The following is a 25,821-nucleotide window of genomic DNA, read 5'->3' on the forward strand; positions in this document are numbered from 1 at the left end:
ATCGGCGCAATCGCACAAATTCATTTATCACATGAATCAATGCCATTTCCGCATGAATTACGGGCGACCATGCGGGCCGGGCCGGCCGAACGCCGTTGCCGCCCTTACAATACCCGCTCCGTCTCACGACACGACCATCGAGCCATGACCCGAGATCCCCGCCTCACCCTCAACGCGCGCCAGCAGGAATTGCTCGAATGGGTGCAGCGCGACGGCTTCGTGACCGTCGACGATCTCGCCGCACACTTCGCGGTGACGCCGCAGACGATCCGCCGCGACGTGAACTGGCTCGCCGACCTGAACCTGCTGCGCCGCTACCACGGCGGCGCCAGCCTGCCGACCAGCTCGGAGAACGTGTCGTACACGGCACGCCAGCGGATGTTCCACGACGAGAAGCGGCGCATCGCGGCGCTCGCGGCGTCGCACATTCCCGACCAGGCTTCGCTGTTCATCAACCTCGGCACGACCACCGAGGAAGTCGCGCGTGCGCTGAACCGCCACCACGGGCTGCACGTGATCACGAACAACCTGAACGTCGCGTCGATGATGAGCGGCTACCCCGACTGCGAGGTGCTGATCACGGGCGGCATCGTGCGGCCGTGGGACAAGGGCATCGTCGGCGAACTCGCGATCGACTTCATCCGCCAGTTCAAGGTCGACTACGCGATCATCGGCACGTCGGCGATCGAGGCCGACGGCACGCTGCGCGACTTCGATACGCGCGAGGTGCGCGTGGCCGAGGCGATCATGCAGCATGCACGCACCGTCTATCTCGTGACCGACCATTCGAAGGTCGGCCGCCCCGCGCTGGTGCGCCAGGGCCACTTGAGCCAGGTGCACGCGCTCTTCACCGACAAGCCGCTGCCGCCCGAGATGGCCGACACCGTGGCGGCCGCCGGCACCCAGGTGTACGTCGCGGAGTGACGGCGCCGATGCTGCGCCGCACCCTGAACTTCAAGTGAAATCAAGAAGTTGGCGTCGCGAGCAAACCGCTTGCGCGCGGCCCGGCTGTCAAAGGGAAAATTAACGGGGCACGATTTGTCGTTGGCTGCGTGCTCGACTAGACTCCAGTTCCCCGGCCCATTCGACCGTTCCGCCTGTGCCAGGGCGCGGACGAATGGCATGGCCGGCGAATGCAGCTTTTCCCCCCAAGCCATACCCCGATGGGTATCGCGCACCGGCTTTCGCGCCGGCCGCGCGGGCTGACTGGTCGCCATGGAGAGAACGATGCTGAGTCCGCATGAATTCGCCACGCTATTGCTTGTGAAGGACGCCCCCGATCAAACCAACATGGATCGGGACGAAATCGACGCACTGCTCGAACAGCAGCTCGTTCGTCTGGAAGGACTCGGATCGGGGCGCAAATACTGCGTGACCGAAACCGGCGACGCCGCGCTGCGATCCATCAAATACCGCTATTCGTAAAAGACCACACCGCTCGTAACCTGACCGCGCCGCCCGGATTCCGGGCGGCGCGTCCATTCCTGCTTCCCGCTCGCCGCCCCGCCGCAGCCTGCTTCAGCCGCCGCGCAGCGTCGGATCGACCGCCGCCCGCCAGCTGATCGCCTGTGCGCGCGCACCGTTGAAATACGCGACCCAGCCGGCGCGCGTCGCCGCGCCAGGCGCCGCATAGTGCGTCGAAAGTTCGTTTACGAACGCACAATAGTTCGCTTCGGTCAGCCCGCGATACCGTTTCGCCACGTACGCGTCGACCAGCGTCGAGTAGACCGGCTGCGCGTCCGCGCCCCAGTCGCGTGCCGTGCCGCCGCACGATGTCTGCAGGTCGACGAACGACGGCGTGCGCCAGTTGCCGACGAGCGGCGGCATGCCGGCGCTGCACCCCGCCAGAAGGACGGCGCACACGCCGGCCCACATCCCTATACGCATGATTCACCTCGTGAAACGGTCGATTCCGCCAGTATCGTCCGGGATCGCGCCGCGCGCTACTGGCCCCGCTTTTTCGAACTTTACTTTTTCGATTTCGTTCGTTAAATTTCGAATTCGAACATTTTCTGTTCAACCATTTCCCTCAGACGATAAGGACAGCAGGTGACCCAACCGAATCGCTACGATCTGCTCGTCGTCGGCGGCGGCATCAACGGCGCGGGCATCGCGCGCGATGCGGCCGGCCGCGGCCTGTCTGTCATGCTCTGCGAGCAGGACGATCTCGCGTCGCACACGTCGTCGTCCAGCACGAAGCTGATTCACGGCGGCCTGCGCTACCTCGAGTACAACGAGTTCGGGCTCGTGCGCAAGGCGCTGCAGGAGCGCGAGACGCTGCTGCGCGCGGCGCCGCACATCATGTGGCCGCTGCGCTTCGTGATGCCGCACATGCCGAACCTGCGTCCGGCCTGGCTGATCCGCATCGGCCTGTTCCTTTACGATCACCTCGCGAAACGCGAACTGCTGCCCGGCTCGCGCGGCATCGACATGCGCCGCCATGCGGCCGGCGCGCCGCTGATCGATTCGATCAAGCGCGGCTTCGTCTATTCGGACGGCTGGGTCGACGACGCGCGCCTCGTCGTGCTGAACGCGATGGATGCGAAGGAGCGTGGCGCGGAGATCCTGACGCGCACGAAGCTCGTCAGTGCCGAACGTCGCGGCGACGAATGGGAAGCGCGACTGCAGCACGCCGACGGATCGATCCGCGTCGTGCATGCGCGCGCGATCGCGAACGCGGCCGGCCCGTGGGTCGGCGAAGTGCTGAAAGGCGCGCTCGGCCGCGGTGCGCACCACAGCGTGCGGCTCGTGAAGGGCAGCCACATCATCACGCGCCGGCTGTTCGATCACGACCACGCATACATCTTCCAGAACCCGGACAAGCGAATCATCTTCGCGATTCCGTACGAGCACGATTTCACGCTGATCGGCACGACCGACGTCGAATACACGAGCGATCCCGCGAAGGTCGCGATCGATCGCGACGAGACGCAGTACCTGTGCGACTCGATCAACCGCTACTTCAAGCGCAAGATCTCGCCGGCCGACGTGCACTGGACCTACTCGGGCGTGCGCCCGCTGCTGGAAGACGAGAACGCCGCGAACGCATCGGCCGTCACGCGCGACTACCGCCTCGAGCTGGACGACGGCGCGGGCGCCCCGCTGCTGTCGGTGTTCGGCGGCAAGATCACGACGTTCCGCAAGCTCGCGGAAGAGGCCGGCGACATGCTGTGCCGCGCACTCGGCCGCGACGCGAAGACCTGGACGGCCGGCGTCCCGCTGCCGGGCGGCGACATCGCGAACGCGAAGTTCGACGCATTCGCCGATACGTTCGCCAAACGCCACGCGTGGCTGCCCGCCCCGCTCGCCCGCCGCTATGCGCGTGCATACGGCACGCGCGCGGAGCGCGTGATCGACGGCGCGAAGTCGCTTGCCGATCTCGGCACCGAAATCGCACCGGGCATCTACGACGCCGAACTGCGCTACCTGCGCGACGCCGAATGGGCGACCCGCGCGCAGGACGTGCTGTGGCGCCGCTCGAAGCTCGGCCTGCACGTGGCGCCCGGCACGCTCGACGCGGTGACCGCCGCGGTCGACGCGTGGTTCGCCGCCGCGCACGCGCCGCAGGCCTGATCGGAATGCAGTTGCAGTTGCCGTACCGACGTTGACTCACCGACGCGCCGCCCACATGCGGCGCGCATCACAACTAAGCCAAATCCACGGATGGAGATGAGAGACATGCAGGATCAGTACATCCTCGCGCTTGACCAGGGCACCACGAGTTCCCGCGCGATGCTGTTCGATCGCCAGGGCAATATCGTTTCGATCGCCCAGAAGGAATTCGAGCAGATCTACCCGCAACCCGGCTGGGTCGAGCACGACCCGCAGGAAATCTGGTCGACGCAAGCCGGCGTCGCCGCCGAAGCCGTCACGCGCACGGGCCTGAACGGCACGTCGATCGCGGCGATCGGCATCACCAACCAGCGTGAAACGACAATCGTCTGGGACCGCGAGACGGGCCAGCCCGTCTACAACGCGATCGTCTGGCAGGATCGCCGCACGGCCGACTTCTGCGATTCGCTGAAAGCACAGGGCCTCGAGGCGAAGGTGCGCGCGAAGACCGGCCTGCCGATCGATTCGTACTTCTCAGGGACCAAGATCCGCTGGATTCTCGACAACGTGCCGGGCGCACGCGAGAAGGCCCGGCAGGGCAAGCTCGCGTTCGGCACCGTCGACAGCTGGCTCGTGTGGAACTTCACGAAGCACGAACTGCACGTGACCGACGTGACGAACGCGTCGCGCACGATGCTGTTCAACATCCACACGCGCGAGTGGGACAACGAACTGCTCGAGCTGCTCGACATCCCGCGCAGCATGCTGCCGGAAGTGAAGGCATCGTCGGAAATCTACGGCCATACGAAGACCACCGTGTTCGCGTCGAAGATCCCGCTCGCGGGCATCGCGGGCGACCAGCAGGCGGCGCTGTTCGGCCAGATGTGCACGCAGTCCGGCATGGTGAAGAACACCTACGGCACCGGCTGCTTCCTGATGATGAACACCGGCGACAAGCCGATCGAATCGAAGAACAACCTCGTGACGACGATCGCCTGGCAGATCGGCGACAACGTGCAGTACGCGCTGGAAGGCAGCATCTTCATCGCGGGCGCGGTGGTGCAGTGGCTGCGCGACGGCGTCGGCATCATCAAGTCGGCCGCTGAAATCGAGGCGCTCGCCGCGAGCGTGCCGCACACCGACGGCGTCTACCTGGTGCCCGCCTTCGCCGGCCTCGGCGCACCGCACTGGAACCCGCGGGCGCGCGGCTCGGTGTTCGGCGTCACGCGCGGCACGACCTCCGCACACCTCGCACGCGCGGCGCTCGATTCGATCGCGTACCAGTCGCTCGACGTGCTGGCCGCGATGGAAGCCGATTCGGGCATCAGCATCGGCGAGCTGCGTGTCGACGGCGGCGCGAGCGCGAACGACCTGCTGATGCAGTTCCAGGCGGACCTGCTCGGCGTCGACGCGGTGCGTCCGCAGATCACCGAGACGACCGCGCTCGGCGCGGCCTACCTCGCGGGCCTCGCGATCGGCTACTGGAAGAACCTCGACGAAGTGCGCGACCAGTGGCAGCTCGATCGCCGCTTCTCGCCGTCGATGCCGAAGGAGCAGGTCGAACGCTGCATGTCGGGCTGGCAGCGAGCGGTGCGTGCCGCGAAGGCATGGGCCGACGACGCCCAGTAACCCCGAGACTTCCAGACGAAATACAACAACACCGGCGGACCGCGCAACGCGCGAGTCCGCGATGACATACGAGAGACAACCATGTCACCTTATATTGCAGAGTTCATCGGCACAGCGATCCTCGTGCTGCTCGGCAACGGCGCGGTCGCAAACGTGCTGCTTGCCAAGACCAAGGGCAAAGGCGCGGACCTGATCGTGATCGTGATGGGCTGGGCGATGGCCGTATTCGTCGCCGTCTACGTGACCGCGTCGTTCAGCGGTGCGCACCTCAACCCGATCGTCACCATCAGTCTCGCGCTCGCGGGCAAGTTCGCGTGGTCGAAAGTCGGCGGCTACATCCTCGCGCAAATGCTCGGCGGGATGGCGGGCGCGTTGCTCGTGTGGCTCGCGTATCGCCAGCACTTCGCGAAGGAAGCCGATGCAGACCTGAAGCTCGCGGTGTTCTGCACGGCGCCTGCGATCCGCAGCGTCACGCACAACGTGCTGACCGAAGCGATCTGCACGTTCGTGCTGATCCTCGGCGTGCTGTACCTCGCGTCGCCGCAGGTCGGCCTCGGCGCGCTCGACGCACTGCCCGTCGGCCTGCTCGTGCTCGGCATCGGCATCTCGCTCGGCGGCCCGACCGGCTATGCGATGAGCCCCGCGCGCGACCTGTCGCCGCGCATCATGCACGCGCTGCTGCCGATCCCCGGTAAGCGCGACAGCGACTGGCGCTATGCATGGGTGCCCGTCGTCGGCCCGCTGCTCGGCGGCGCCGCGGCGGCCGGCCTGTACCTGCACCTGCACACGACGATCTGATCGTGGCTTGACCGAAACGCGCGGCATTCGTCGCCGCGCGTTTCCCTCCCCTTCTCTCGCGCTTCGCCGCGTCGTTTCCGCTACCGGTCGCCCTCGGCCGATATCAGCGACTTCAGCTTCACCCCCCTATCCGCCACGGCCGCCGGGCTCACGTCGATCCCGCGCTCGACCAGCGCTCTCGCCACGCGCATGTCCTTGACGAACTCCGACGCGCGGCCGAAACCGCTCGCAGCGACGAGCCGCGCACCGGCGTCGAAATGGAAATGGATTTCCGCGTCGTCGCCGAGCACGCGCGCGACCGACCGCTCGCCGAGTGCCGGCTCCCCGGCCACCTGCAATTGCGTGTCGTATTGATCCGACCAGAACCACGGCGTCTCGCGATACGGCTCGTCGGCGCCGAGCATGTTGCGCGCGGCGACGCGCGCCTGGGTCTCGGCGCCGTGCCACGTCTCCTGCCGGACCAGCCGCCCCGACAACGCACTCGGAAACACCGCGACGTCGCCGGCCGCGTAGATGCCGCGCGCCGAAGTCTCGAGCCGCTCGTTCACGACGATGCCCCGCTCGACTGCGAGGCCCGCGTCGCGCGCCAGTTCGTCGGCCGGCTCGATACCGATGCCCGCGACGAGCGTGTCGGCGATCAGCGTGTCGCCGTCGTCGAGCACGACGGCCAGCGCCCCGCTCGCCGTCCGCTCGATCGCAACCGGCTTCCGGCTCACGCGAATGGCCACGCCCTGCCGTTCGTGAAGCGCGTGCACGCGCGCCGCGATCGTCTCCGGCACCGCGCGCCCGAGCAGGCGCGGCGCCGCATCGAGCACCGTCACGCGGCAGCCGCGCAGTCGCGCCGACGCCGCGACCTCGAGACCGATGAAGCCGCCGCCGATCAGCACGACCCGCGCATCGGGCACGAGCCGCGCGCCGAGCGCCGCCGCGTCGTCGAGCGTGCGCAACGCGAACACGCCGTCGAGCGCCGCGCCCGGAATCGCGAGGCGACGCGCGCGGCCGCCGGTCGCGAGCAGCAGCGCGTCGTAGCCGAACACGCGAGCGCCCGACACGCGCACCTCACGCGCGCACGGATCGATTCGCTCGACCGTCGCGACGACCGGCTCGATGCGATCGGCCGCCCATGCGTCCGGATCGCGCAACCGGCACTGCGCCGCGCTGCGCTCGCCGGTCAGCACCCCCTTCGACAACGGCGGCCGCTCGTACGGCAGGTGCGCCTCCGCGCCGATCAGCACGATCCGCCCGCGCCAGCCGGATTCACGCAGCACCTGCGCCGCGCGGCCGCCCGCGTGGCCCGCGCCGACGATCGCCATCACCCGGTCGTTCGTCATCGCGTCACACCTCGATCAGGATGCGGCCGTCTTCGATCTTCGCGCGGTACGTGCGCAGCTTCTCGCACGCGGGAGCGGACAACGGCCGACCGTCGCGGACGTCGAAGCGCCCGTTGTGCTTCGGGCATTCGATCACGTGGTCGATCACGAGCCCGTCCGCGAGATGCACGTGCTCGTGCGTGCACAGGCCGTCGCTCGCATAGACTTCGCCGGCGATGCGGTAGATCGCGTACGTGTGGCCGGCATGGTCGAAGCGCGCGACGTCTTCATCGTCGATCTCGTCGAGCGCGCCGGTGTCGATCCATTGCGTCATGTTGGGTGTCTCCTCGGTTGGCAGGTTCGATGTCGGTCAGGCGCGCGCGGCATCCGGCACGGGCCGCACGACGTAATGGGACGGGTCACGCGTCTGCCTGACCAGCGCCGGCACGATCTCCGCATACGCGGCCAGCGTGCTGCGGTACGGCGGCGGCATGTCGGCCTTCACCGCGTCGTGCAGCTTCGGCAGCGCGTGGAACGGCACCATCGGGAACATGTGGTGCTCGACGTGGTAGTTCATGTTCCAGTACAGGAAGCGGAACACCGGATTCATCATCACGGTCCGGCAGTTGCGCCGGTGATCGAGCACGTTCTCGGGCATGCCCGCGTGCTGCGTGAGGCCGAAATACAGGTACAGCCACGCGCCGTAGAGGCTCGGCAGCCCGATGTAGAGCAGCGGCAGGATCGTGTGCCAGTACAGCGACGCACCGACCACCATCGCATACACCGCGAGATGGATGCGAGACTCGCGCACCACCTTCGGCCGCTCCGATTCGGGCACGTAGGTGCGCTCCTCGTCGTCGAGCCGGCCGGTAAAGGCAATCGCGAGCATCTTGCGCAGCTCGCCGGCCACATGCTTCAGCGCGACGATATTCAGCGCGAACGAGAGCCAGTCGGTCGGCTTCGGCGCGGCGATTTCCGGATCGCGCCCGACGACCAGCGTATCGGTGTGATGGCGTGCATGGCTCCAGCGCCACGCCGTCGCGCGTCGGAACACCTGGAACGACGCGACCTGGTACAGCACGTCGTTCATCCAGCGCGTGCGGAACGCGGTGCCGTGCCCGCATTCGTGCCAGCGCGAGTCGGCCGGGCTGCAGTAGAGCGTGCCGTACACGAAGAACGCGGGGATCGCCCATGCGGAATGCGCGCGCCATGCCAGCCACGCGAGCACGCCGCTGATCGCGATCGCCGCGTACCAGAGCAGCGTGTCGCGGATCGCGCGCGCATCGCCGCGCTGCATCAGCTGCTTCATCAGCGGCCGCGGCACCGGGCATCGGTACCACTCGGCATTGACGAGCCCGGCCGCCTGCGCGCGCGCGCCTGCGCCGCCGATCATCCGGTATGCCTCGCGCCGCGCCGCCGTGCGGTCGTGCGCCTGATCGTCGATATGAACCACGTGCGTCTCCTGGATTCCCTGTCCGTAGGAAGCGCGGCAAGCGCTTCGGCATGGAATCAAAATTAGGCCCGCGGCCTCCCCCGCTCAATCGAAACGTTGACGAAATTTCGCCATCGCTTTAGCGTTCCTCGCATCGCCACGTCTCGATGGCGACACCACGATGGAGACAACCATGGCAGGCGAATCCGGGCCGCGCTGGCGCAAGCGCACCGCGCGCTTCGACGAGATCGCGACGCTCGCCGGCGTCAGCACGACCACCGTCGACCGCGTGCTGAACGAGCGCGGCAGCGTCTCGGCACAGGCCCGCGAACGCGTGGTGGCGGCCGCGCGGCAGCTCGGCGTGCCGCGCCAGCTGCCCGACACGCGGCACGGGCTGATCCATGTCGACGTGCTGCTGCCGGACACCGACGCGGCGTTCTTCCGCCGGCTGCAGCTGGCGCTGCAGCGCTCGCTGCAGATGCTCGACCGGCGCGTGGTCGTGCACCGGACGATCCTGCCCGCCGCCGACGACGAGCGCGCCGCCACGCTGATCGAGCGGCCCGCCTACCGGCGCGCGGCGCTGATCGTCACGGCGCGCGACACCGCCCGCGTGCGCGACGCGCTGGCCGGCGCGATCGCGCGCGGCGAAACCGTCGTCACGATGGTCACCGACATCGGCGGCATCGACCGCGTGCACTTCGCAGGCATCGACAACTACCGGGCCGGGCGCACGGCCGGCTATTACATCGGCCGCCTGGCGGCACGCCCCGGCCGCGTGCTGCTGCTCGGCGGACGCATGGGCTACCGCGCGCACGCGGACCGGATGGCCGGCTGCCGCCACCAGCTCGCCGAAGCGTTCGCCGCCGTCCGCTGCGACGACGAGCCGATCGAGACGCTCGACCAGGACGACCGCTGCTACCGCGCCGTGACGAAGGCGCTGCAAGCGCACGACGACGTGGTCGCGATCTACAACAGCGGTGCCGGCTCGGCCGGCATCGAAGCGGCGCTGCGCAAGGCCGGCGCGGCCGGCCGCGTCGTGTGGATCGGCCACGAGATGATCGACCTGCACCGCACCTTCATCGAGGCCGGTGCAATGGATCTCGCGATCGACCAGGATCCGGACGGCCAGGTGATTTCCGCACTGCAACACGTGCTGCATGCGTGCGGGATCGTCGAACAGTCGCCGCCGGCCGATCCGGTCGAATTCCGCGTGTTCTGTCCGGCAAACGTGAGGACGAGCGCCTACCTGCCGGCCTGAATTCCGACGCCCGGCACACCGTCTGTCGCACCGCATGCGCGTTGCGAAAAAATCGACCGCCGCATTGGCGATTTTTCGTCAACGTTTGTCATGCAGCCCGCGCCGCGCATCCGTACATTGGGCAGCCAATCCCATGACAACGGCGGACAGGAGACGATGGCCGAACCGATCCTCATCGGCGTGAACCTCGACGGCGTGCTCGAACACGACGGCCTGCCGCCGGCCCCGCCCGCCGAACGCTTCCGGATGGTCGCCGGCGCCGGTGTGTTCGACTACGTCGAAAAGAACCCGGCGCGCGGCGAAGACCTGTCTCCCTATTTCGCGCTGGTCGAACGCCATGCGCTCCCGATTCGCGTGATCGGCGGCATCTGGTGCGCGGGCCGTGACGAAGCACACGTGGCCGAGATCGCCGACGCGGGCGCGCATTTCGGCAGCACGGTGCTCAACTGTCAGTTGTACGCGCATCACGCGGACGGCCATCCGCTGTCCGACCGCGAGGTCGCCGATTTCTACCTTCGCACTTACGAGCGCGGCGAGTCGGCCGGCTGCCTGCCAAGTCTCGAAGTGCACGTCGACATGTGGAGCGAGGATTTCACGCGTGTCGCACGCGTCGCGCGGCATGTCGAACAGGCCGGCGTGCCGTTCCGGATCACGCTCGATCATTCTCACCTGCTGTTCAAGATCGGCAATCGCGCCGAACTCGACGCATCGGGCATGCGCGACGCGGCCGACGGCGGCCGCCGATTGCTCGACCCTGCGTCGCCGGACGCCCTCTACGCCGACTGGATCGCACGCGGCTGGGTCCGGCATGCGCATGCGCGCAGCGTGACGCCGAACAATCCGCACAATCCGTGGATGCGCCGCGCCGACGGCAGGCCCGGGCGCGGCATCCAGTATCCGTTCGTCGCCCCCGCGCCGGGCGCCTATCACGGTGCATGGCGCGCGGCAGCGCTCGATACGTGGAAGGCCGCGCTTCGGCAGTTGCTGCACGCGCAGGCCCACGTACGGCCGGCGAAGGTCGAACAGATCAGCTGCGAGTTCATCCCGTTTCCCGACTACGGCGGCGGCGCACGCTATTCGATCTTCGACAACAACGTCGCGTGCGCGCACTGGCTGCGCGACACGTGGCATGCACTCGCCGGGCCGCCGACATCGCGCGCACCGGCACCTGATTCGAACCCGGCCCCCACTCGAGACCCAAGGACAGAACGATGACGCAAGCCTTCCATTTTTCGCTGAACCGGATGAGCGCACCGCGCTTGCCGCTCGACCGTTACGTCGCGCTGTGCCAGCGCCTCGGCGTCGCGGCGATCGAAATCCGCAACGATCTCGACGGCGTCGAAATCGACGACGGCACGCCACCCGCCACCGTTCGCGCGACCGCCGAAGCCGGCGGCGTAAAGATCCTGACGATCAACGCGCTGCAGCGCTTCGAGCAATGGAACGCCGAGCGCGCGGACGAGGCGGCCGTGCTGGCCGACTACGCGGCGCAATGCGGCGCGCATGCGCTGGTGCTGTGCCCGACCAACAGCCGAGGCGACACGCGCAGCGCAGACGTGCGCCACGCGGATCTCGTGAAGGCGCTGAAGGCGCTCAAGCCGATCCTCGACGCGCGCGGCCTGCTCGGCTTCATCGAGCCGCTCGGTTTCGAGGAATGTGCGCTGCGTCGCAAGTCGGATGCGGTGAAAGGCATCTACGACGCGGCGGGCGAGCAAGTGTTCCGGCTCGTGCACGACACGTTCCACCATCACCTGTCGGGCGAGGACATCTTCTTCCCGAACCTGACGGGCCTCGTGCACATCTCGGGCGTCGAGGAAGACGACCTGCCGGCCGACCGGATGCGCGACGGCCATCGCGTGCTGGTCGGCCGCGCCGACCGGCTCGGCAATCTCCGGCAACTGCGCGAACTGCTCGTGCGCGGCTACCGCGGCGCATGCTCGTTCGAGCCGTTCGCAAACGAAATCGCCGAAGCCGACGACATCGAGGAGCGGTTGCGGGCCAGCATCGACTACGTGCGCGGCGAACTGTCGGATCAATGACCGCCGCCAACGTACGCGGCCGACTCGAGCGGCGTGCCGGCGCAAAATCACATCATCAACAGGAGAACGGAATGATCGAATTCGCGTTGTTCGGCGCGGGACGAATCGGCAAGATCCACGCGGCGAATCTCGCGCGCCATCCGGGCGCGAAGCTGAAGTACGTCGTCGACCGGCATGCGCCGTCGGCCGACGCGCTGGCCCGCGCGCACGGCGCGCAAGTGGCCGACGTCGAGCGCGCGCTCGGCGATCCGGCCGTCCGGGCGGTCGTGATCGCATCGAGCACCGACACGCACGCGGACCTGATCGTCGCGGCCGCGAACGCAGGCAAGGCCGTGTTCTGCGAGAAGCCGGTCGACCTGAGCGTCGAACGCTCGCGTGCCTGCGCGGACGTCGTCCGGCGCAGCGGCGTGACCTGCATGATCGGCTTCCAGCGCCGCTTCGACCCGACGTTCGCCGTGCTGAAGGCGCGCGTCGAGCGCGGCGAGATCGGCGCGCCGGAAATGCTGGTCGTCACGAGCCGCGACCCGGGCGCGCCGCCCGTCGACTACATCCGCAGCTCGGGCGGCATCTTCAAGGACATGCTGATCCACGACTTCGACGTGTTCCGCTGGATCCTCGGCGACGAAGCGCAGACGCTGCACGCGACCGGCAGTTGCCTGACCGATCCGGCCGTGCACGACGCAGGCGACATCGATTCGACTGCCGTGACGATCCGCACGCGGCGCGGGCTGCTGTGCCAGATCAACACGTCGCGTCGCGCCGCGTACGGCTACGACCAGCGTTTCGAGCTGCTCGGCAGCAACGGGATGCTGCAGGCCGGCAACGTGCGGCCGACCGAGGTGAGCGCGTGGCTCGCGGGAGGCGTTGCGACGGACGTGCCGGAGCCGTTCTTCCTCGAACGCTACCGGCACGCGTACGCGGCCGAGATCGCGCACTTCGTCGACGCGCTGCGCGACGGCACGCCGGTCAGGACGACGATCGACGACGGGCTCGCCGCGCTCGAACTGGCCGAGGCCGCGATGACCTCGTGGAAAACGGGGCGCGTAATCGCGCTGTAACATCACCGGTCGCAAGTAGCGGCGAACCGCGCAGGCGGGCCGCCGCCGGACGATCGGCAGCCCGCCTGAACGAAGCGCGGCGAGCGCGGCCGCGTCGGGAAAATTTGCCGAAGCGGCGCGCGGCATGTGCGTGAAAGCACGTATGATGGCGCATTGATCTGCGTCGCCGACATCCCGCTTTTTCACCACCATGCTCGATCACCTCATCTGCGACTGCGACGGCGTGCTCGTCGACAGCGAAGTCATCGCCGACCGCGTACTGCTCGACACGCTGTCCGCCACGTTCCCGAATCTCGATTTCGAAGCCGCCGCCAAGTCGGCGTTCGGCCAGCAGACGTCGCGCTTCCTGGCGGGAATCGAATCCCGCTTCGGGATCGAGATGCCCGCCGACTTCATCGAGACCATCGAGCACAACATCGAGAGCGCGCTGGCCCAGTCGCTCGCGCCGATCTCCGGCGTGCGCGACGCGCTGCTGAAGGTAAGCCTGCCGGCGGCCGTCGTGTCGAACAGCCGGCTCGTGCGCGTGCGCAGCTCGCTGAAGCGCGCGTCGCTCACCGAGATCTTCGGCGATCGCGTGTTCAGCTCCGAGCAGGTGGCGCGGCCGAAGCCCTACCCCGACGTCTACCTGCATGCGGCGCACACGCTCGGCGTCGCGCCGGAGCGCTGCATCGTCGTCGAGGACAGCGTGTCGGGGTTGAATGCCGCGCGTGCGGCGGGCATGAAGACGATCGCATTCGTCGGCGCGAGCCACATTCCCGACAACTACGCGGACGCGCTGCGCGCGATGGGCATCACGCGGATCATGCGCAAGATGGACGAACTGCCGGCGTTCGTCGAAGCCGGCATCCGCGGCGAATTCGGGGACGTGCAGTCCTGATGGTCTGCGCCGGCCCGATCAGGCTGATCGGGCCAATCCGGCGTGCGCCGGTTCACGCACGCCGTGCCACGGGCGCGCGAACGCGCCCGCCTTCCCTTCCCTCAAGCCGGTTCGCAGCAGCGCTCGCGCGCGGCGGCCAGCGCCTCGCGGAACTCGACGAGTTCCGCGATCGTCAGCATCGGCAGCCCGTGCTGTTGCGCGAAACGCTCGACATCGTCGCCACGCGTCATCGTGCCGTCCGGATTCATCAGCTCGCACAGCACGCCGGCCGGCTTCAGGCCCGCGAGGATCGACAGGTCGACCGTGCCTTCGGTGTGACCGCGGCGTGCCAGCACGCCGCCCGGTTGCGCACGCAACGGAAACACGTGGCCGGGGCGCACGATGTCGTGCGGCTTCGCCCCTTCCGCGATCGCCGCGCGGATCGTCGTGACGCGATCGGCCGCCGATACGCCCGTATGCACGCCTTCGCGTGCCTCGATCGAGACAGTGAATGCGGTGCCGTTGCGGCTCTCGTTGGTCTGCACCATCGGCGGCAGCTCGAGCGCACGCACCGTGTCGTCGGTCAGGCACAGGCACACGATGCCGCTGCATTCGCGGATCAGCAGCGCCATCGTCTCGGGCGTGATGCGCTCGGCGGCAACGATCAGGTCGGCTTCGTTCTCGCGGTCGTGGTCGTCCTGCAACACGACCGCACGGCCTGCGCGCATCGCATCGAGCGCGGCGGCGATGCGCGGCGGCACCGGTTCGGAATCCAGCAACGGGAGATCGGCAAAGGCGTCGGCGGGTGCCGACGAAATGGACATCAAGGACATGTGAAACGCTCCTCGCGAATACGATTTGGGCGAAAAACGTTTCAGGGCATTGCAAACAGACAGAACGACAACCCGCTTCGCACACATGGCGAAGCGGCCCTGGCGGACATGACTATCTGCACATCTTCTCTCATCCGGACTATGACCGTCGGCTCTGGCATTCGACCAGATCTGCTGACCCCGCGCGAATGCGCGGGCGCTCGCGGGCTCGCCGGCTTACGCCAGCCTACCGCCGGTGGGGAATTTCGCCCCGCCCTGAAGACGCACTGATTGCCGGATGGGCCTACCCCATCAACGGCGGGCCAAGCATACAACAGCTGCGCGCGCGGCGCAGCGAACACCACCTAAAACCTTACCGACGACCCCGTCTAACGGCATCGTCCAAACAGCCGACAAACGCCCCGCGATCTCGCCCGAACGACGGGAACGCGGCCCGCTTTCGTGCTGCCTGCGCGCTCAGCCGGCCGCGTGCGCTGCATGTGCGGCGTGCGCCGCATCGGGCACGAGCCAGCGCGGCGGCACCTCGGGGCTCACCGTCACGCGAAACGCACGCGCCTCGCTGTCGCCCGGGTTGCGCAGGCTGTACGGCTGGTCGGCATCGAACACGATCGCATCGCCGGTCGCGAGCAACTGGCGGCGCTCATGCACGCTGACTTCGAGCGTGCCCTCGCTGACCACGAGGTTGACCGTCGTGCCGGGCGCGCGGCGGGCGCCGGGCTCCGTATGCAGCGGCGCGATCCGCAGCTCGTGGAACTCGGCCGCGGCCGGCTCGCCTTCCGGATACAGCGCGCGCGCCGAGAAGCGGCCATTCGAGCTGACGACACGCGACGCGCGCTCGGCCGCCAGGTGCTCGAAGCCGTTCACCGCATGGCGGCGCAGGAATGCGGCGACCGACACCTTCAGCGCCGCGGCGATCTTGCAAAGCACCTTGATCGACGGCACGCTGCGCGCGGACTCGATCTGCGCGAGCATCGCGCGCGACACGCCGGACAGCCGCGCGAGCGCATCGAGCGACAACTGCCGCTCGGCGCGCAACCGTGCGAGGTTCACGCCGACGACCTGCTCGAGAACGTCGAGCGACGCGGACGCCCGCGCATCGGCGGCATTGCCGGACTCGAAGGAAGACACGTCGCGCACGAGCGCCAGGGATGAAGACATAGCATTGCCTCCGGGCCGCTGTGCAGCCCTGCGTATGGGGTAAGCCGGGATCGGAATCGGGTTGCGCCAGCAACGGCGCGTATCGAGACGCTATCACCCGGCCTTGCGCCGGCAAACGAAGTTATCTTCACACCGTTATCAGCATCGCGGAGGAATGCGTTCCTCGCGAACCTTTTCCCGCCGCTATCGCGTCGCTCATTGCACCGCTCATTGCACCGCTCATTGCGCCGCCGGCGCCGCGCCGCGTGCCGGCCCGCGCGCGTCGAGCCGCATCGCGAACCACGTCACGACGAGCGCCGCAAACGTCACCGCGACGGCGACCCACGGCAGCGTATCGAGCGCGAAGCCGTGATCGAGCGCCAGGCCGCCGAGCCACGCGCCGAGCGCGTTGCCGACGTTGAACGCGCCGATGTTCAGCGTCGATGCGAGATGCGGCGCGCTCGCGGCCTTCTCGACCACGTGCGCCTGCAGCGGAGGCACCGTCGCGAACGCGGCGATCCCCCATACGAACACGGTGGCGGCTGCCGCGACCGGATGGTGGCTCGTCTTGGCGAACACGACCATCACGGCCATCAACGCGACGAGGATCGCGATCAACGACGGCATCAGCGCGCGGTCGGCGAGCTTGCCGCCAAGCGTGTTGCCGATCGTCAGGCCCACGCCGAACAGCACGAGGATCAGTGCAACCGCGCGCGGCGAATAGCCCGACACGGACTGGAGAATCGGCGCGATGTACGTGAACACGACGAATACGCCGCCGAAGCCGAGCACGGTCATCAGCAGCGCGAGCCACACCTGCGGCTCCTTCAGCACGCGCACTTCGTGGCCGAGGCCGACCGGCCCGCTGTCGTGGCGGTTCGGCACGAGCGCGGCGACGCCGCCAAGCGCCAACACGCCGAGCGCGGCGACGATCCAGAACGACGCGCGCCAGCCGAGCAGCTGGCCGACGAACGTGCCGAACGGCACGCCGAGCACGTTCGCCAGCGTGAGCCCCGTGAACATCAGCGCGATCGCGCTCGCGCGCTTGTCGGCCCGCACCAGCGACGCGGCGACCACCGCACCGATCCCGAAAAACGAGCCGTGCGCGAACGACGTGACGACCCGCGCGACCATCAGCATCGCGTAGCCGGACGCGGTCGCGCACAACACGTTGCCGACGATGAAGATCGCCATCAGCAGCTGCAGTGCGGCCTTGCGCGGCATGCGGCTCGTCAGCACCGCGAGCAGCGGGGCGCCGGCCGCGACGCCGAGCGCGTAGCCCGTGACCAGCAGGCCGGCCGACGGCAGCGACACGGCCAGGTCGTGCGCGACCTCGGGCAGCAGGCCCATGATGACGAACTCGGTGGTACCGATGGCGAAGGCGCTGATCGCAAGCGCCAGCAATGGAATGGGCATGAGGTTCTCCGGAAGGCGGCGGACGCGGCGCCCGGTCGGTGCCGCACCGCACAAAAGGCAGGATCTGCGCATTGTCCCGAAGATGCCTATATTTGATAATTGGCGTGGCGTTTGAACCATTTTCAAATATTTCTGAAAAATCCCATGGATCGACTGGGCGATATCCGGCTGTTCGTCGAGGCCGCCGAACTGGGCAGCCTGTCCGCCGCCGGGCGCAAGCTGAACCTCACGCCGGCCGCCGCGAGCGCGCGCCTCGCGAAGCTCGAGGCGGCGGTCGCCACCCGGCTGTTCGACCGTTCGACCCGGCAGTTGCGGCTCACCGACGAGGGCCGCCTGTACCTGACCGGCTGCCGGCAGGCGCTGCAGGCGCTCGACGACGCGAACGCGCTGCTGCAGGCCGGCCGCAACGTCGTCGGCGGCCGGGTGCGGCTGTCGGCGACGTCCGATTTCGGCCGCCGGCGGCTGCTCGACTGGCTCGACGAATTCACCGCGCGCTACCCGGACGTGACGTTCTCGCTGACGGCGTCCGACTCGACGGTCAACCTGTGGCAGGACGAGATCGATCTGGCGATCCGCTTCGCGGCGCCGCCCGACGGCGCGCTGATCGCCCGCCGGCTCGCCGCGGACCGGCGCGTGCCGTGCGCGGCGCCGTCTTTCATCGAACGCCACGGCGTGCCGCGCGATCCAAACGATCTGGCCCGCTTTCCGTGCAACGTGATCACGGTGGCGTCCGGGCCGATGAACACGTGGCGTTTCACGCGCGGCGACGACGCGCAGACCTGCACGGTACCGCTCGCCACCGCGTTCGAGACCAACGACGGCGGCCTCGCCCGCGAGTGGGCGCTGCGCGGCCGCGGCATCGTGCTGAACTCGATCTGGGATGTCGCCGACGACATCCGCGCCGGGCGGCTCAAGGTCCTGCTGCCCGACTGGCGGCACCAGAGCGCGCCGCTGCACGCGATCTATCCCGGCAAGCGCTACATGGCGCCGCGCGTGCGCGTGCTGCTCGACTTTCTCGCCGAGCGCTTCGCGCGCGAGGAAGCCGCGCACGACGACCTGCTGAACGCGTGCCACTGACGGCCAGCGCGCCGCCGTTCAAGGGTCGGAACCGGGCAGGCGGCGTCGCGCGGCCACAACCCGCCGCGCGTCCCGGGCGGCATGAAAAGCTATAATGGAAGGCTTTCCTGACGGCTTTTCAGGGTGGCTGCGCGCCATCTGCGTGCAGCGCACGGCCGTCCCGATTCACTCTTGACGACGCCCCCAGGTCAACCACTGCGAACGGCGAACCCCCATGACCAAGAAAGTTTACGTAAAGACCTTCGGCTGCCAGATGAACGAGTACGACTCGGACAAGATGGTGGACGTGCTGAATGCGGCCGAAGGCCTCGAAAAGACCGATACGCCGGAAGACGCGGACATCATCCTGTTCAACACGTGCTCGGTGCGTGAAAAGGCGCAGGAGAAGGTGTTCTCCGATCTCGGCCGCGTGCGCGAGCTGAAGGAAGCGAAGCCCGGCCTGCTGATCGGCGTCGGCGGCTGCGTCGCGAGCCAGGAAGGCGCATCGATCGTGTCGCGCGCGCCGTACGTCGACCTCGTGTTCGGCCCGCAAACCCTGCACCGCCTGCCGCAGATGATCGACGCGCGCCGCGCGAGCGGCCGTGCGCAGGTCGACATCACGTTCCCCGAAATCGAGAAGTTCGACCACCTGCCGCCCGCGCGGGTCGAGGGGCCGAGCGCATTCGTGTCGATCATGGAAGGCTGCTCGAAGTACTGCAGCTACTGCGTGGTGCCGTACACGCGCGGCGATGAAGTGTCGCGCCCGCTCGACGACGTGCTGACCGAAGTGGCCGGCCTCGCCGATCAAGGCGTGCGCGAAGTCACGCTGCTCGGCCAGAACGTCAATGCCTATCGCGGCGCGCTGACGGCCGGCGCGTCCGAGATCGCCGATTTCGCGACGCTGATCGAATACGTCGCCGACATCCCCGGCATCGAGCGGATCCGCTACACGACGTCGCACCCGAAGGAATTCACGCAGCGCCTGATCGACACCTACGCGAAGGTGCCGAAGCTCGTGAGCCACCTGCACCTGCCCGTCCAGCACGGTTCCGACCGCATCCTGATGGCGATGAAGCGCGGCTACACGGTGCTCGAATACAAGTCGGTGATCCGCAAGCTGCGCGCGATCCGCCCCGACCTGTCGCTGTCGACCGACATGATCGTCGGCTTCCCCGGCGAGACCGAGGAAGATTTCGACAAGATGATGGCGCTCGTGCACGAGATGCGCTACGACACCAGCTTCTCGTTCATCTACAGCCCGCGCCCCGGCACGCCGGCCGCGAACCTGCACGACGACACGCCGCGCGAGGTGAAGCTCAAACGCCTGCAACATCTGCAGGCGACCATCGAGGAAAACGTCGCGCGCATCAGCCAGTCGATGGTCGGGAAGGTCGAGCGGATCCTCGTCGAAGGCCCGTCGCGCAAGGACCCGAACGAACTCGCAGGCCGCACCGAGAACAACCGGGTCGTGAATTTCCCGGCGCCGCTCGCGTCGCACCCGCGCCTGATCGGCCAGATGATCGACGTGAAGATCAACCATGCGTACCCGCATTCGCTGCGCGGCGAGCTCGTGCTCGTGAGCGACGACGCGAGCGCGGCCACCCACTGACTGACGCTCAACAGGAACCCGACGCCACTTTGAAGCCGACCCAAGCACTGGAATTCGTCGCGCCGCGCGACGACAACGCGCGCCTCGCCAATCTCTGCGGCCCGCTCGACGAGAACCTGCGGCAGATCGAACAGGCGCTCGACGTCACGCTGTCGCGACGCGGACACCGGATCACGATCCGCGGGCGCGGCGCCAAGCTCGCGCTCACCGCGCTCGAGAATTTCTACAACCGCGCGCGCGATGCGCTGTCGGTCGACGACATCCAGCTCGCGCTGGTCGAAGTGCGCCACACGTCCGGCAACGGCCGCCAGGACACGCTCGACGTGCGCTTTCGCGGCGACCCCGACCATCCGTTCGACGACCCGGTCGTGCAGCTCGACGCCAGCGAGCCGGACGAAGAGCCCGCGCCGAAGCTCTACACGCGGCGCGCCGACCTGCGCGGCCGCACGCCGGCGCAGCGCGAGTACCTGAAGCAGATCCTGTCGCACGACGTGACGTTCGGCATCGGGCCGGCCGGCACCGGCAAGACCTACCTCGCGGTCGCATGCGCGGTCGACGCGCTCGAGCGCGACCAGGTCAAGCGGATCGTGCTGACGCGCCCGGCCGTCGAGGCCGGCGAGCGGCTCGGCTTCCTGCCGGGCGATCTCGCGCAGAAGGTCGACCCGTACCTGCGTCCGCTGTACGACGCGCTGTACGACCTGCTCGGCTTCGACAAGACGGCGAAGATGTTCGAGCGCCAGATGATCGAGATCGCGCCGCTCGCGTACATGCGCGGCCGCACGCTGAACCATGCGTTCATCATCCTCGACGAGGCGCAGAACACGACGCCCGAGCAGATGAAGATGTTCCTCACGCGGATCGGCTTCGGCTCGAAGGCGGTGGTGACCGGCGACACGAGCCAGGTCGACCTGCCGCGCGGCCACAAGAGCGGCCTCGTCGAGGCGCAGCAGGTGCTCGGCGGCGTGCGCGGCATCGCACTCACGCGCTTCACGAGCGCGGACGTCGTGCGCCATCCGCTCGTCGCGCGCATCGTCGAGGCGTACGACGAATTCCACGCACAGCACCAGGACGGCTGAGCGGCCAGCGGCACCTGCACGCCGCCCCGGCCAGACTGCCCGGCCCGGCCCGCCAGACGGCGCGCCGGGCATTTTTTCGCCTGCGTGAATTCGGGTGCGATCGGCCGTTTGGTGTATCCTCAACGCGTCCTAATCGCCGCACGCGTCATGAAATCCTCCCGTTCTCGCAAGTCCGGGCGCGCCCAGTCCGCCGCGCCCGCCTCCCCCCGCCTTTCACTGTTCGATGCGAAGGGCAAGGCCCGGACCGTCAACGCGCAAGGGTTGCGAATCGACTTCCCGGATGGCCGCAGCCTGATGTTCGACCTGTCGGGCAGTTCGGGGGAAGCAGCCGTCGCGATCGTCGCGCAGCACAATGATCCGGCCATGCGCGCGAAGCTCGCGCTGCAGCCCGAGCATTACGACAGCGTGACGCTGCACGTGGGCGCCGAGCCCGCACCGCGCGAAGACGACACCGAAGACGCGCTGCGCGAGCCGGAGCTCGATCTCTCCGTGCAATACGGTGACGAAATCACGAGTGACGTGCGCAAGACGCTGCCCAAACGCAAGCTGATCGCCGAATGGATCGCGCCGGCGCTGTTCGCCAGCGCGCAGCTCACCGTGCGCTTCGTCGGCGAAGAAGAAGGCCGCACGCTGAACGCCGGCTACCGCCACAAGGACTACCCGACCAACGTGCTGACCTTCGCGTACGACGCGGCGCCCGACGGCACCGTGATCGGCGACCTCGTGCTGTGCTGCCCGGTCATCGAGAAGGAAGCGCACGACCAGGGCAAGCCGCTCACGGCCCACTACGCGCACCTGCTGGTGCACGGCGCGCTGCACGCGCAGGGCTACGACCACGAGACGAGCGACGAGGACGCGGCCGAAATGGAAGCGCTCGAAGTCGACATCCTCGCGAAGCTGGGCTTCCCGAACCCGTACCAGTAAGCCATCTGCACGATGCGCAACGCCGCGACGCTCCCGCCCGCCTATCCGCCGTCGATCGGCGACGGGTGCCTGCTGACGGAAGACGAGCTCGCGGCCTCGCTCGCACACACGATGCGCGACTGGGACGGCCGGCAGGATCTCTGGCTGTTCGGCTATGGCTCGCTGATCTGGAACCCCGGGTTGCCGACCGTCGCCGCCGTGCGCGGCAAGGTACATGGCTACCATCGCGGGCTCTATCTGTGGTCGCGCGTGAACCGCGGCACGCCCGAACGCCCGGGCCTCGTGCTCGCGCTCGATCGCGGCGGCTCGTGCTCGGGCATCGCGTTCCGGCTTGCCGGCCCGACCGCGCAGCCGCACCTCGAGACGCTGTGGAAGCGCGAGATGCCGATGGGTTCGTACCGGCCCGCGTGGCTGCCATGCTCGCTCGAGAACGGCGAACGCGTGAACGCGCTCGCGTTCGTGATGCGCCGCGACGCGCCGACCTATACGGGCAAGCTGCCCGACGCCGTCGTGAAGGAAGTGTTCGGCTGCGCGGCCGGCCGCTACGGCACGACGCTCGACTACGTGAGCCGCACCGTCGACGCACTGCGCGCGAGCGGCATTCCCGACCGCGCGCTGGAAGGGCTGCTCGCGCGATGCCGATGACGCAACGCGACGCCCGGCTTGTCGCGCGCCGCGCCACTCGCCCGTTCGAACGAGGAGATGACCGATGAAACCGTCCCGCTGGTCGCGCTGCAAGGTCGCCGCGCTACTCGTCGCCGCGAGCGTCGCGCTGTCCGGCTGCGGAATAATCGGTTGCGGCGGCGCCGCGACCAACGGCGCGGCCGGCGGCGGCTGCTCGACCGGCCTGCGGTTCTGATCCGCGGCCCGACGGCGCGCGCATGCGGCAGAATGCCGCCGTCACGCCGCGCCATTGGCCGACCGCCTTCCCGCGCCGCACGTCCCCGCGCTTCCCCCACCCGTTTTTTGGCCGCTGCTGCGCCGTCGCCCTTTTCTGGGATAGGATGGACGCAAGGACGACGTCGCCCGGCGCGGCCGTCCGCGAGCGGGGCCCGCGCGAGCTGCCCACCCTGGCCGTGCGGCCGGTGTGACACGGCCGCGTCGTGCCCTTGGTGTATCCTTGCCTACTCCGTGACAGCGCGCTCCGGCATGACCCGGGCGCACCACCATGAACGATTCGTATCCCAGTCGTAAGCCAACCGACAAACCGCAAGAAAAGCGTTCGCTGCTCGAACGCCTGACCGACTTCATCTCGCCCGAGCCCGAATCCCGCGGCGAGCTGCTGGAAATCCTCCAGGACGCCCACGAGCGCAACCTGATCGACGCCGATTCGCTGTCGATGATCGAAGGCGTTTTCCAGGTATCCGACCTGTGCGCACGCGACATCATGGTGCCGCGCGCACAGATGGACGCGATCAACATCGCCGACAAGCCTGAAGATTTCATCCCGTTCGTCCTCGAGAAGGCGCACTCGCGCTACCCCGTGTACGAGGAGAACCGCGACAACGTCATCGGCGTGCTGCTCGCGAAGGATCTGCTGCGTTTCTATGCCGAAGAGGAATTCGACGTGCGCGGGATGCTGCGCCCGGCCGTGTTCATTCCCGAATCGAAGCGCCTGAACGTGCTGCTGCACGACTTCCGCGTGAACCGCAATCATCTCGCGATCGTCGTCGACGAATACGGCGGCGTCGCGGGCCTGATCACGATCGAGGACGTGCTCGAACAGATCGTCGGCGACATCGAGGACGAATACGACTTCGACGAGGAAGCCGGCAACATCATCTCGGGGCCCGATGGCCGCTACCGCGTACGTGCGCTCACCGAGATCGAACAGTTCAACGAGACGTTCGGCACCGATTTCCCCGACGACGAAGTCGACACGATCGGCGGGCTGATCACGCATCATTTCGGCCGCGTCCCGCATCGCGGCGAAAAGCTGCAGCTCGGCAACCTCGTGTTCGAGATCCAGCGCGGCGATGCGCGCCAGGTCCACGTGCTGCTGGTGCGCCGCAACCCGCTCGCCAGCCGTCGCGCCGAAACCTCGCACGAAGACTGACCGTCGCGCGCCAGCCGCGCATTTCACAACCGCTCGCCCACTTTCGCTTCACATGGACGATCCGATCCTGTCCCGCCCGGCTGGCGGCCTGCTCGCGCCGGCACCCGGCCGCGCGCTGCCGCGCTGGCACTACCCGGCCGCGCTGCTCGCCGGCGCCGCCAATACGCTCAGCTTCGCACCGACGCCGCATGGCGGCTGGCTGCAACTCGTCGTATTCGTCTGGTTTTTCGCGCAGCTCACGCGCACCGCAAGCTGGCGCGGCGCCGCGCTCACCGGTGGCGCGTTCGGCTTCGGCAACTTCATCACCGGCATCTGGTGGCTCTACATCAGCATGCACGTGTACGGCGAGATGGCCGCGCCGCTCGCGGGCGGCGCGCTCGTGCTGTTCTCGCTGTACCTGTCGCTATACCCGGCGTTCTCCGCCGGGCTGTGGTCGTTCTGCGCGGGCCATGCGTGGCATCGCCGCACGCCCGACCCGCGGCCGTTCTCGCCGACCTGGCACGGCGCATTCGCGTTCGCGAGTGCCTGGGCGCTCGGCGAATGGCTCCGCGGCACCATGTTCACCGGCTTCCCGTGGCTCGCCAGCGGCTATCCACAGGTCGACGGCCCGTTCGCGGGCTTCGCGCCGGTCGCCGGCGTGTACGGGATCGCTTGGGTGCTCGCGCTGTTCGCCGCGCTCGTCGTGCAGGCGCTCGCCGCCGCCCGGCCGTTGCCGCTTGCCGAACCCCGCGCCGGCGATGCCCGCGTGCGCATCGCCGCGCCGGCCGGCATCGCGGTCGCGCTGATCGCGGCCGGTCTCGGCCTGTCGCAGGTCACGTGGACCGTGCCCGCCAACAAGCCGCTCACCGTGCGGCTGCTGCAGGGCAACGTGAAGCAGGACATCAAGTTCGAGGAAGCGGGCATCGACGCGGCGATCAAGATGTACACGCAGATGATCGTCGAGAAACCGGCCGACCTGATCGTCACCCCCGAAACCGCGATCGCGGTGATGATTCAGGAACTGCCCGAGCCGTTCGCCGTCGCGATCCGCAAGTTCAGCGACACGACGGGCTCGGCCGTGCTGTTCGGCGCGGTCGGCGCATCGGTGACCGAGGACGGCCACTACGTCGACTATACGAACAGCCTGTACGGCGTGACGCCGAACTCGCGCGACATCTATCACTACGACAAGCACCATCTCGTGCCCTTCGGCGAATTCATCCCGTGGGGCTTCCGGTGGTTCGTCGACCTGATGAAGATGCCGCTCGGCGACTTCGCGCGCGGCGCCCCCGTGCAGAAGCCGTTCCTCGTACACAACCAGCCCGTGATGGCCGACATCTGCTACGAGGACTTGTTCGGCGAGGAGATCGCCGCGACGATCCGCGACAATCCGCAGCCGCCGGGCGTGCTCGTCAACGTGACGAACCTCGCGTGGTTCGGCGACACGATCGCGCTCGACCAGCACCTGCAGATCGCGCGGATGCGCTCGCTCGAGACGGGCCGGCCGATGCTGCGCTCGACCAACACGGGGATGACGGCCGCGATCGATGCGCACGGCCGCGTGCTCGGCCAGTTGAAGCCGTTCACGATCGGCTCGCTCGACGTGCGGATCGAAGGCACGAGCGGCTTCACGCCCTACGTGACGAGCGGCAACAACCTCGTACTCGCGGTGTCGCTCGTGCTGCTCGCGTTCGGCTTCACGTTCGGCCCCGGGCTGCGCCGCCGCAACGGCAAAAAGAACGGCGACGAACAGCCGGAATGACGTAACGGGCGGCCGCTGCGCGGTGCGTGGCGGCCGCCGCC

General features: G+C 68.2%; 25 protein-coding genes and 1 riboswitch. Of the genes, 18 read left to right on the forward strand and 7 right to left on the reverse strand.

Annotation, left to right across the window (positions count from 1 at the left end):
* Window positions 1-144: 144 nt before the first annotated feature.
* Entirely contained in the window at window positions 145-924 is a 780-nt protein-coding gene (locus tag ACPTTC_RS15515) for a DeoR/GlpR family DNA-binding transcription regulator (RefSeq protein WP_006493999.1), read from the forward strand.
* 303 nt (window positions 925-1,227) lie between these two features.
* Complete coding sequence (locus tag ACPTTC_RS15520) at window positions 1,228-1,425, forward strand: hypothetical protein (RefSeq protein WP_006751304.1); 198 nt, start codon at window positions 1,228-1,230, stop codon at window positions 1,423-1,425.
* Window positions 1,426-1,518: 93 nt separating this feature from the next.
* Here the strand turns inward: ACPTTC_RS15520 and ACPTTC_RS15525 are convergent, their stop codons facing one another.
* Window positions 1,519-1,887 carry a hypothetical protein gene (locus ACPTTC_RS15525; protein ID WP_175956402.1) on the reverse strand — a complete coding sequence of 123 codons (369 nt, stop codon included), beginning with the start codon at window positions 1,885-1,887 and terminating at the stop codon, window positions 1,519-1,521.
* A gap of 162 nt (window positions 1,888-2,049) precedes the next feature.
* On the opposite strand from ACPTTC_RS15525, the gene glpD reads away from it, so the two are divergent.
* The 3 genes from glpD (at window position 2,050) to ACPTTC_RS15540 (ending at window position 5,979) form a co-directional block, all read left to right on the forward strand.
* Window positions 2,050-3,573, forward strand: a complete 1,524-nt coding sequence (glpD, locus tag ACPTTC_RS15530) for a glycerol-3-phosphate dehydrogenase (RefSeq protein ID WP_226200832.1) — start codon at window positions 2,050-2,052, stop codon at window positions 3,571-3,573.
* Between the two features lie 105 nt (window positions 3,574-3,678).
* Window positions 3,679-5,181: a glycerol kinase GlpK gene (gene glpK, locus ACPTTC_RS15535; RefSeq protein WP_175970877.1), complete on the forward strand. Its 1,503-nt coding sequence runs from the start codon at window positions 3,679-3,681 to the stop codon at window positions 5,179-5,181.
* A gap of 81 nt (window positions 5,182-5,262) precedes the next feature.
* Window positions 5,263-5,979: an MIP/aquaporin family protein gene (locus tag ACPTTC_RS15540; protein ID WP_059233266.1), complete on the forward strand. Its 717-nt coding sequence runs from the start codon at window positions 5,263-5,265 to the stop codon at window positions 5,977-5,979.
* 80 nt (window positions 5,980-6,059) lie between these two features.
* Here ACPTTC_RS15540 and ACPTTC_RS15545 read toward each other — a convergent pair whose 3' ends face one another.
* From ACPTTC_RS15545 to ACPTTC_RS15555, 3 genes are read right to left on the reverse strand one after another with little or no spacing between them, the layout of a single operon-like run.
* On the reverse strand, window positions 6,060-7,310 hold the full coding sequence (locus tag ACPTTC_RS15545; RefSeq protein ID WP_423392985.1) for an NAD(P)/FAD-dependent oxidoreductase: 1,251 nt from the start codon (window positions 7,308-7,310) through the stop codon (window positions 6,060-6,062).
* A gap of 4 nt (window positions 7,311-7,314) precedes the next feature.
* On the reverse strand, window positions 7,315-7,623 hold the full coding sequence (locus tag ACPTTC_RS15550) for a non-heme iron oxygenase ferredoxin subunit (protein WP_175956393.1): 309 nt from the start codon (window positions 7,621-7,623) through the stop codon (window positions 7,315-7,317).
* Window positions 7,624-7,659: 36 nt separating this feature from the next.
* Window positions 7,660-8,682, reverse strand: coding sequence for a fatty acid desaturase family protein (locus ACPTTC_RS15555; protein WP_423393369.1), 1,023 nt, complete (start codon window positions 8,680-8,682; stop codon window positions 7,660-7,662).
* A gap of 232 nt (window positions 8,683-8,914) precedes the next feature.
* On the opposite strand from ACPTTC_RS15555, the gene ACPTTC_RS15560 reads away from it, so the two are divergent.
* The 5 genes from ACPTTC_RS15560 (at window position 8,915) to ACPTTC_RS15580 (ending at window position 13,953) form a co-directional block, all read left to right on the forward strand.
* Complete coding sequence (locus ACPTTC_RS15560) at window positions 8,915-9,979, forward strand: LacI family DNA-binding transcriptional regulator (protein ID WP_423392986.1); 1,065 nt, start codon at window positions 8,915-8,917, stop codon at window positions 9,977-9,979.
* Between the two features lie 156 nt (window positions 9,980-10,135).
* Entirely contained in the window at window positions 10,136-11,194 is a 1,059-nt protein-coding gene (locus ACPTTC_RS15565; protein ID WP_423392987.1) for a xylose isomerase, read from the forward strand.
* Entirely contained in the window at window positions 11,191-12,018 is an 828-nt protein-coding gene (locus tag ACPTTC_RS15570) for a TIM barrel protein (RefSeq protein WP_423392988.1), read from the forward strand. The genes ACPTTC_RS15565 and ACPTTC_RS15570 overlap by 4 nt, the downstream gene beginning before the upstream one ends.
* Window positions 12,019-12,089: 71 nt before the next feature.
* The gene (iolG, locus tag ACPTTC_RS15575; RefSeq protein WP_423392989.1) at window positions 12,090-13,076 is read left to right on the forward strand and encodes an inositol 2-dehydrogenase; all 987 of its coding nucleotides are present in this window, start codon (window positions 12,090-12,092) and stop codon (window positions 13,074-13,076) included.
* A gap of 190 nt (window positions 13,077-13,266) precedes the next feature.
* A complete protein-coding gene (locus ACPTTC_RS15580; RefSeq protein ID WP_175970875.1) occupies window positions 13,267-13,953 on the forward strand; it encodes an HAD family hydrolase in 687 nt (228 codons plus the stop codon).
* 101 nt (window positions 13,954-14,054) lie between these two features.
* Here the strand turns inward: ACPTTC_RS15580 and ribB are convergent, their stop codons facing one another.
* From ribB to ACPTTC_RS15595, 3 genes are all read right to left on the reverse strand, one after another.
* Window positions 14,055-14,765 carry a 3,4-dihydroxy-2-butanone-4-phosphate synthase gene (gene ribB / locus ACPTTC_RS15585; protein WP_122168536.1) on the reverse strand — a complete coding sequence of 237 codons (711 nt, stop codon included), beginning with the start codon at window positions 14,763-14,765 and terminating at the stop codon, window positions 14,055-14,057.
* 118 nt (window positions 14,766-14,883) lie between these two features.
* Window positions 14,884-15,032, reverse strand: a riboswitch (FMN riboswitch).
* 189 nt (window positions 15,033-15,221) lie between these two features.
* Entirely contained in the window at window positions 15,222-15,923 is a 702-nt protein-coding gene (locus ACPTTC_RS15590; RefSeq protein WP_011353124.1) for a helix-turn-helix domain-containing protein, read from the reverse strand.
* 219 nt (window positions 15,924-16,142) lie between these two features.
* Complete coding sequence (locus tag ACPTTC_RS15595; RefSeq protein WP_423392990.1) at window positions 16,143-17,318, reverse strand: MFS transporter; 1,176 nt, start codon at window positions 17,316-17,318, stop codon at window positions 16,143-16,145.
* 144 nt (window positions 17,319-17,462) lie between these two features.
* Between ACPTTC_RS15595 and ACPTTC_RS15600 the strand changes: the two genes are divergently transcribed.
* The 8 genes from ACPTTC_RS15600 to lnt all read left to right on the forward strand — a co-directional run bounded on the left by ACPTTC_RS15600 (window position 17,463) and on the right by lnt (window position 25,780).
* Window positions 17,463-18,395, forward strand: coding sequence for a LysR family transcriptional regulator (locus ACPTTC_RS15600; protein WP_423392991.1), 933 nt, complete (start codon window positions 17,463-17,465; stop codon window positions 18,393-18,395).
* 214 nt (window positions 18,396-18,609) lie between these two features.
* Window positions 18,610-19,983 carry a tRNA (N6-isopentenyl adenosine(37)-C2)-methylthiotransferase MiaB gene (gene miaB / locus ACPTTC_RS15605; RefSeq protein WP_175956373.1) on the forward strand — a complete coding sequence of 458 codons (1,374 nt, stop codon included), beginning with the start codon at window positions 18,610-18,612 and terminating at the stop codon, window positions 19,981-19,983.
* Between the two features lie 29 nt (window positions 19,984-20,012).
* Window positions 20,013-21,059 (forward strand): PhoH family protein, encoded by a 1,047-nt coding sequence (locus tag ACPTTC_RS15610; RefSeq protein ID WP_226200842.1) that lies wholly within the window; start codon window positions 20,013-20,015, stop codon window positions 21,057-21,059.
* Window positions 21,060-21,206: 147 nt separating this feature from the next.
* Window positions 21,207-21,983, forward strand: coding sequence for an rRNA maturation RNase YbeY (gene ybeY / locus ACPTTC_RS15615; RefSeq protein WP_226200843.1), 777 nt, complete (start codon window positions 21,207-21,209; stop codon window positions 21,981-21,983).
* Window positions 21,984-21,995: 12 nt separating this feature from the next.
* Complete coding sequence (locus tag ACPTTC_RS15620) at window positions 21,996-22,628, forward strand: gamma-glutamylcyclotransferase (protein WP_423392992.1); 633 nt, start codon at window positions 21,996-21,998, stop codon at window positions 22,626-22,628.
* Between the two features lie 64 nt (window positions 22,629-22,692).
* Window positions 22,693-22,842: a hypothetical protein gene (locus ACPTTC_RS15625; protein ID WP_423392993.1), complete on the forward strand. Its 150-nt coding sequence runs from the start codon at window positions 22,693-22,695 to the stop codon at window positions 22,840-22,842.
* A 309-nt stretch (window positions 22,843-23,151) separates the two neighbouring features.
* Complete coding sequence (locus ACPTTC_RS15630) at window positions 23,152-24,039, forward strand: HlyC/CorC family transporter (RefSeq protein ID WP_021160150.1); 888 nt, start codon at window positions 23,152-23,154, stop codon at window positions 24,037-24,039.
* A 52-nt stretch (window positions 24,040-24,091) separates the two neighbouring features.
* Window positions 24,092-25,780, forward strand: a complete 1,689-nt coding sequence (gene lnt / locus ACPTTC_RS15635) for an apolipoprotein N-acyltransferase (protein ID WP_423392994.1) — start codon at window positions 24,092-24,094, stop codon at window positions 25,778-25,780.
* The last annotated feature ends 41 nt before the right edge of the window (window positions 25,781-25,821 follow it).

The organism is Burkholderia mycopellens, assembly GCF_964265025.1.
In the GTDB taxonomy this organism is placed as follows: Bacteria; Pseudomonadota; Gammaproteobacteria; order Burkholderiales; family Burkholderiaceae; genus Burkholderia.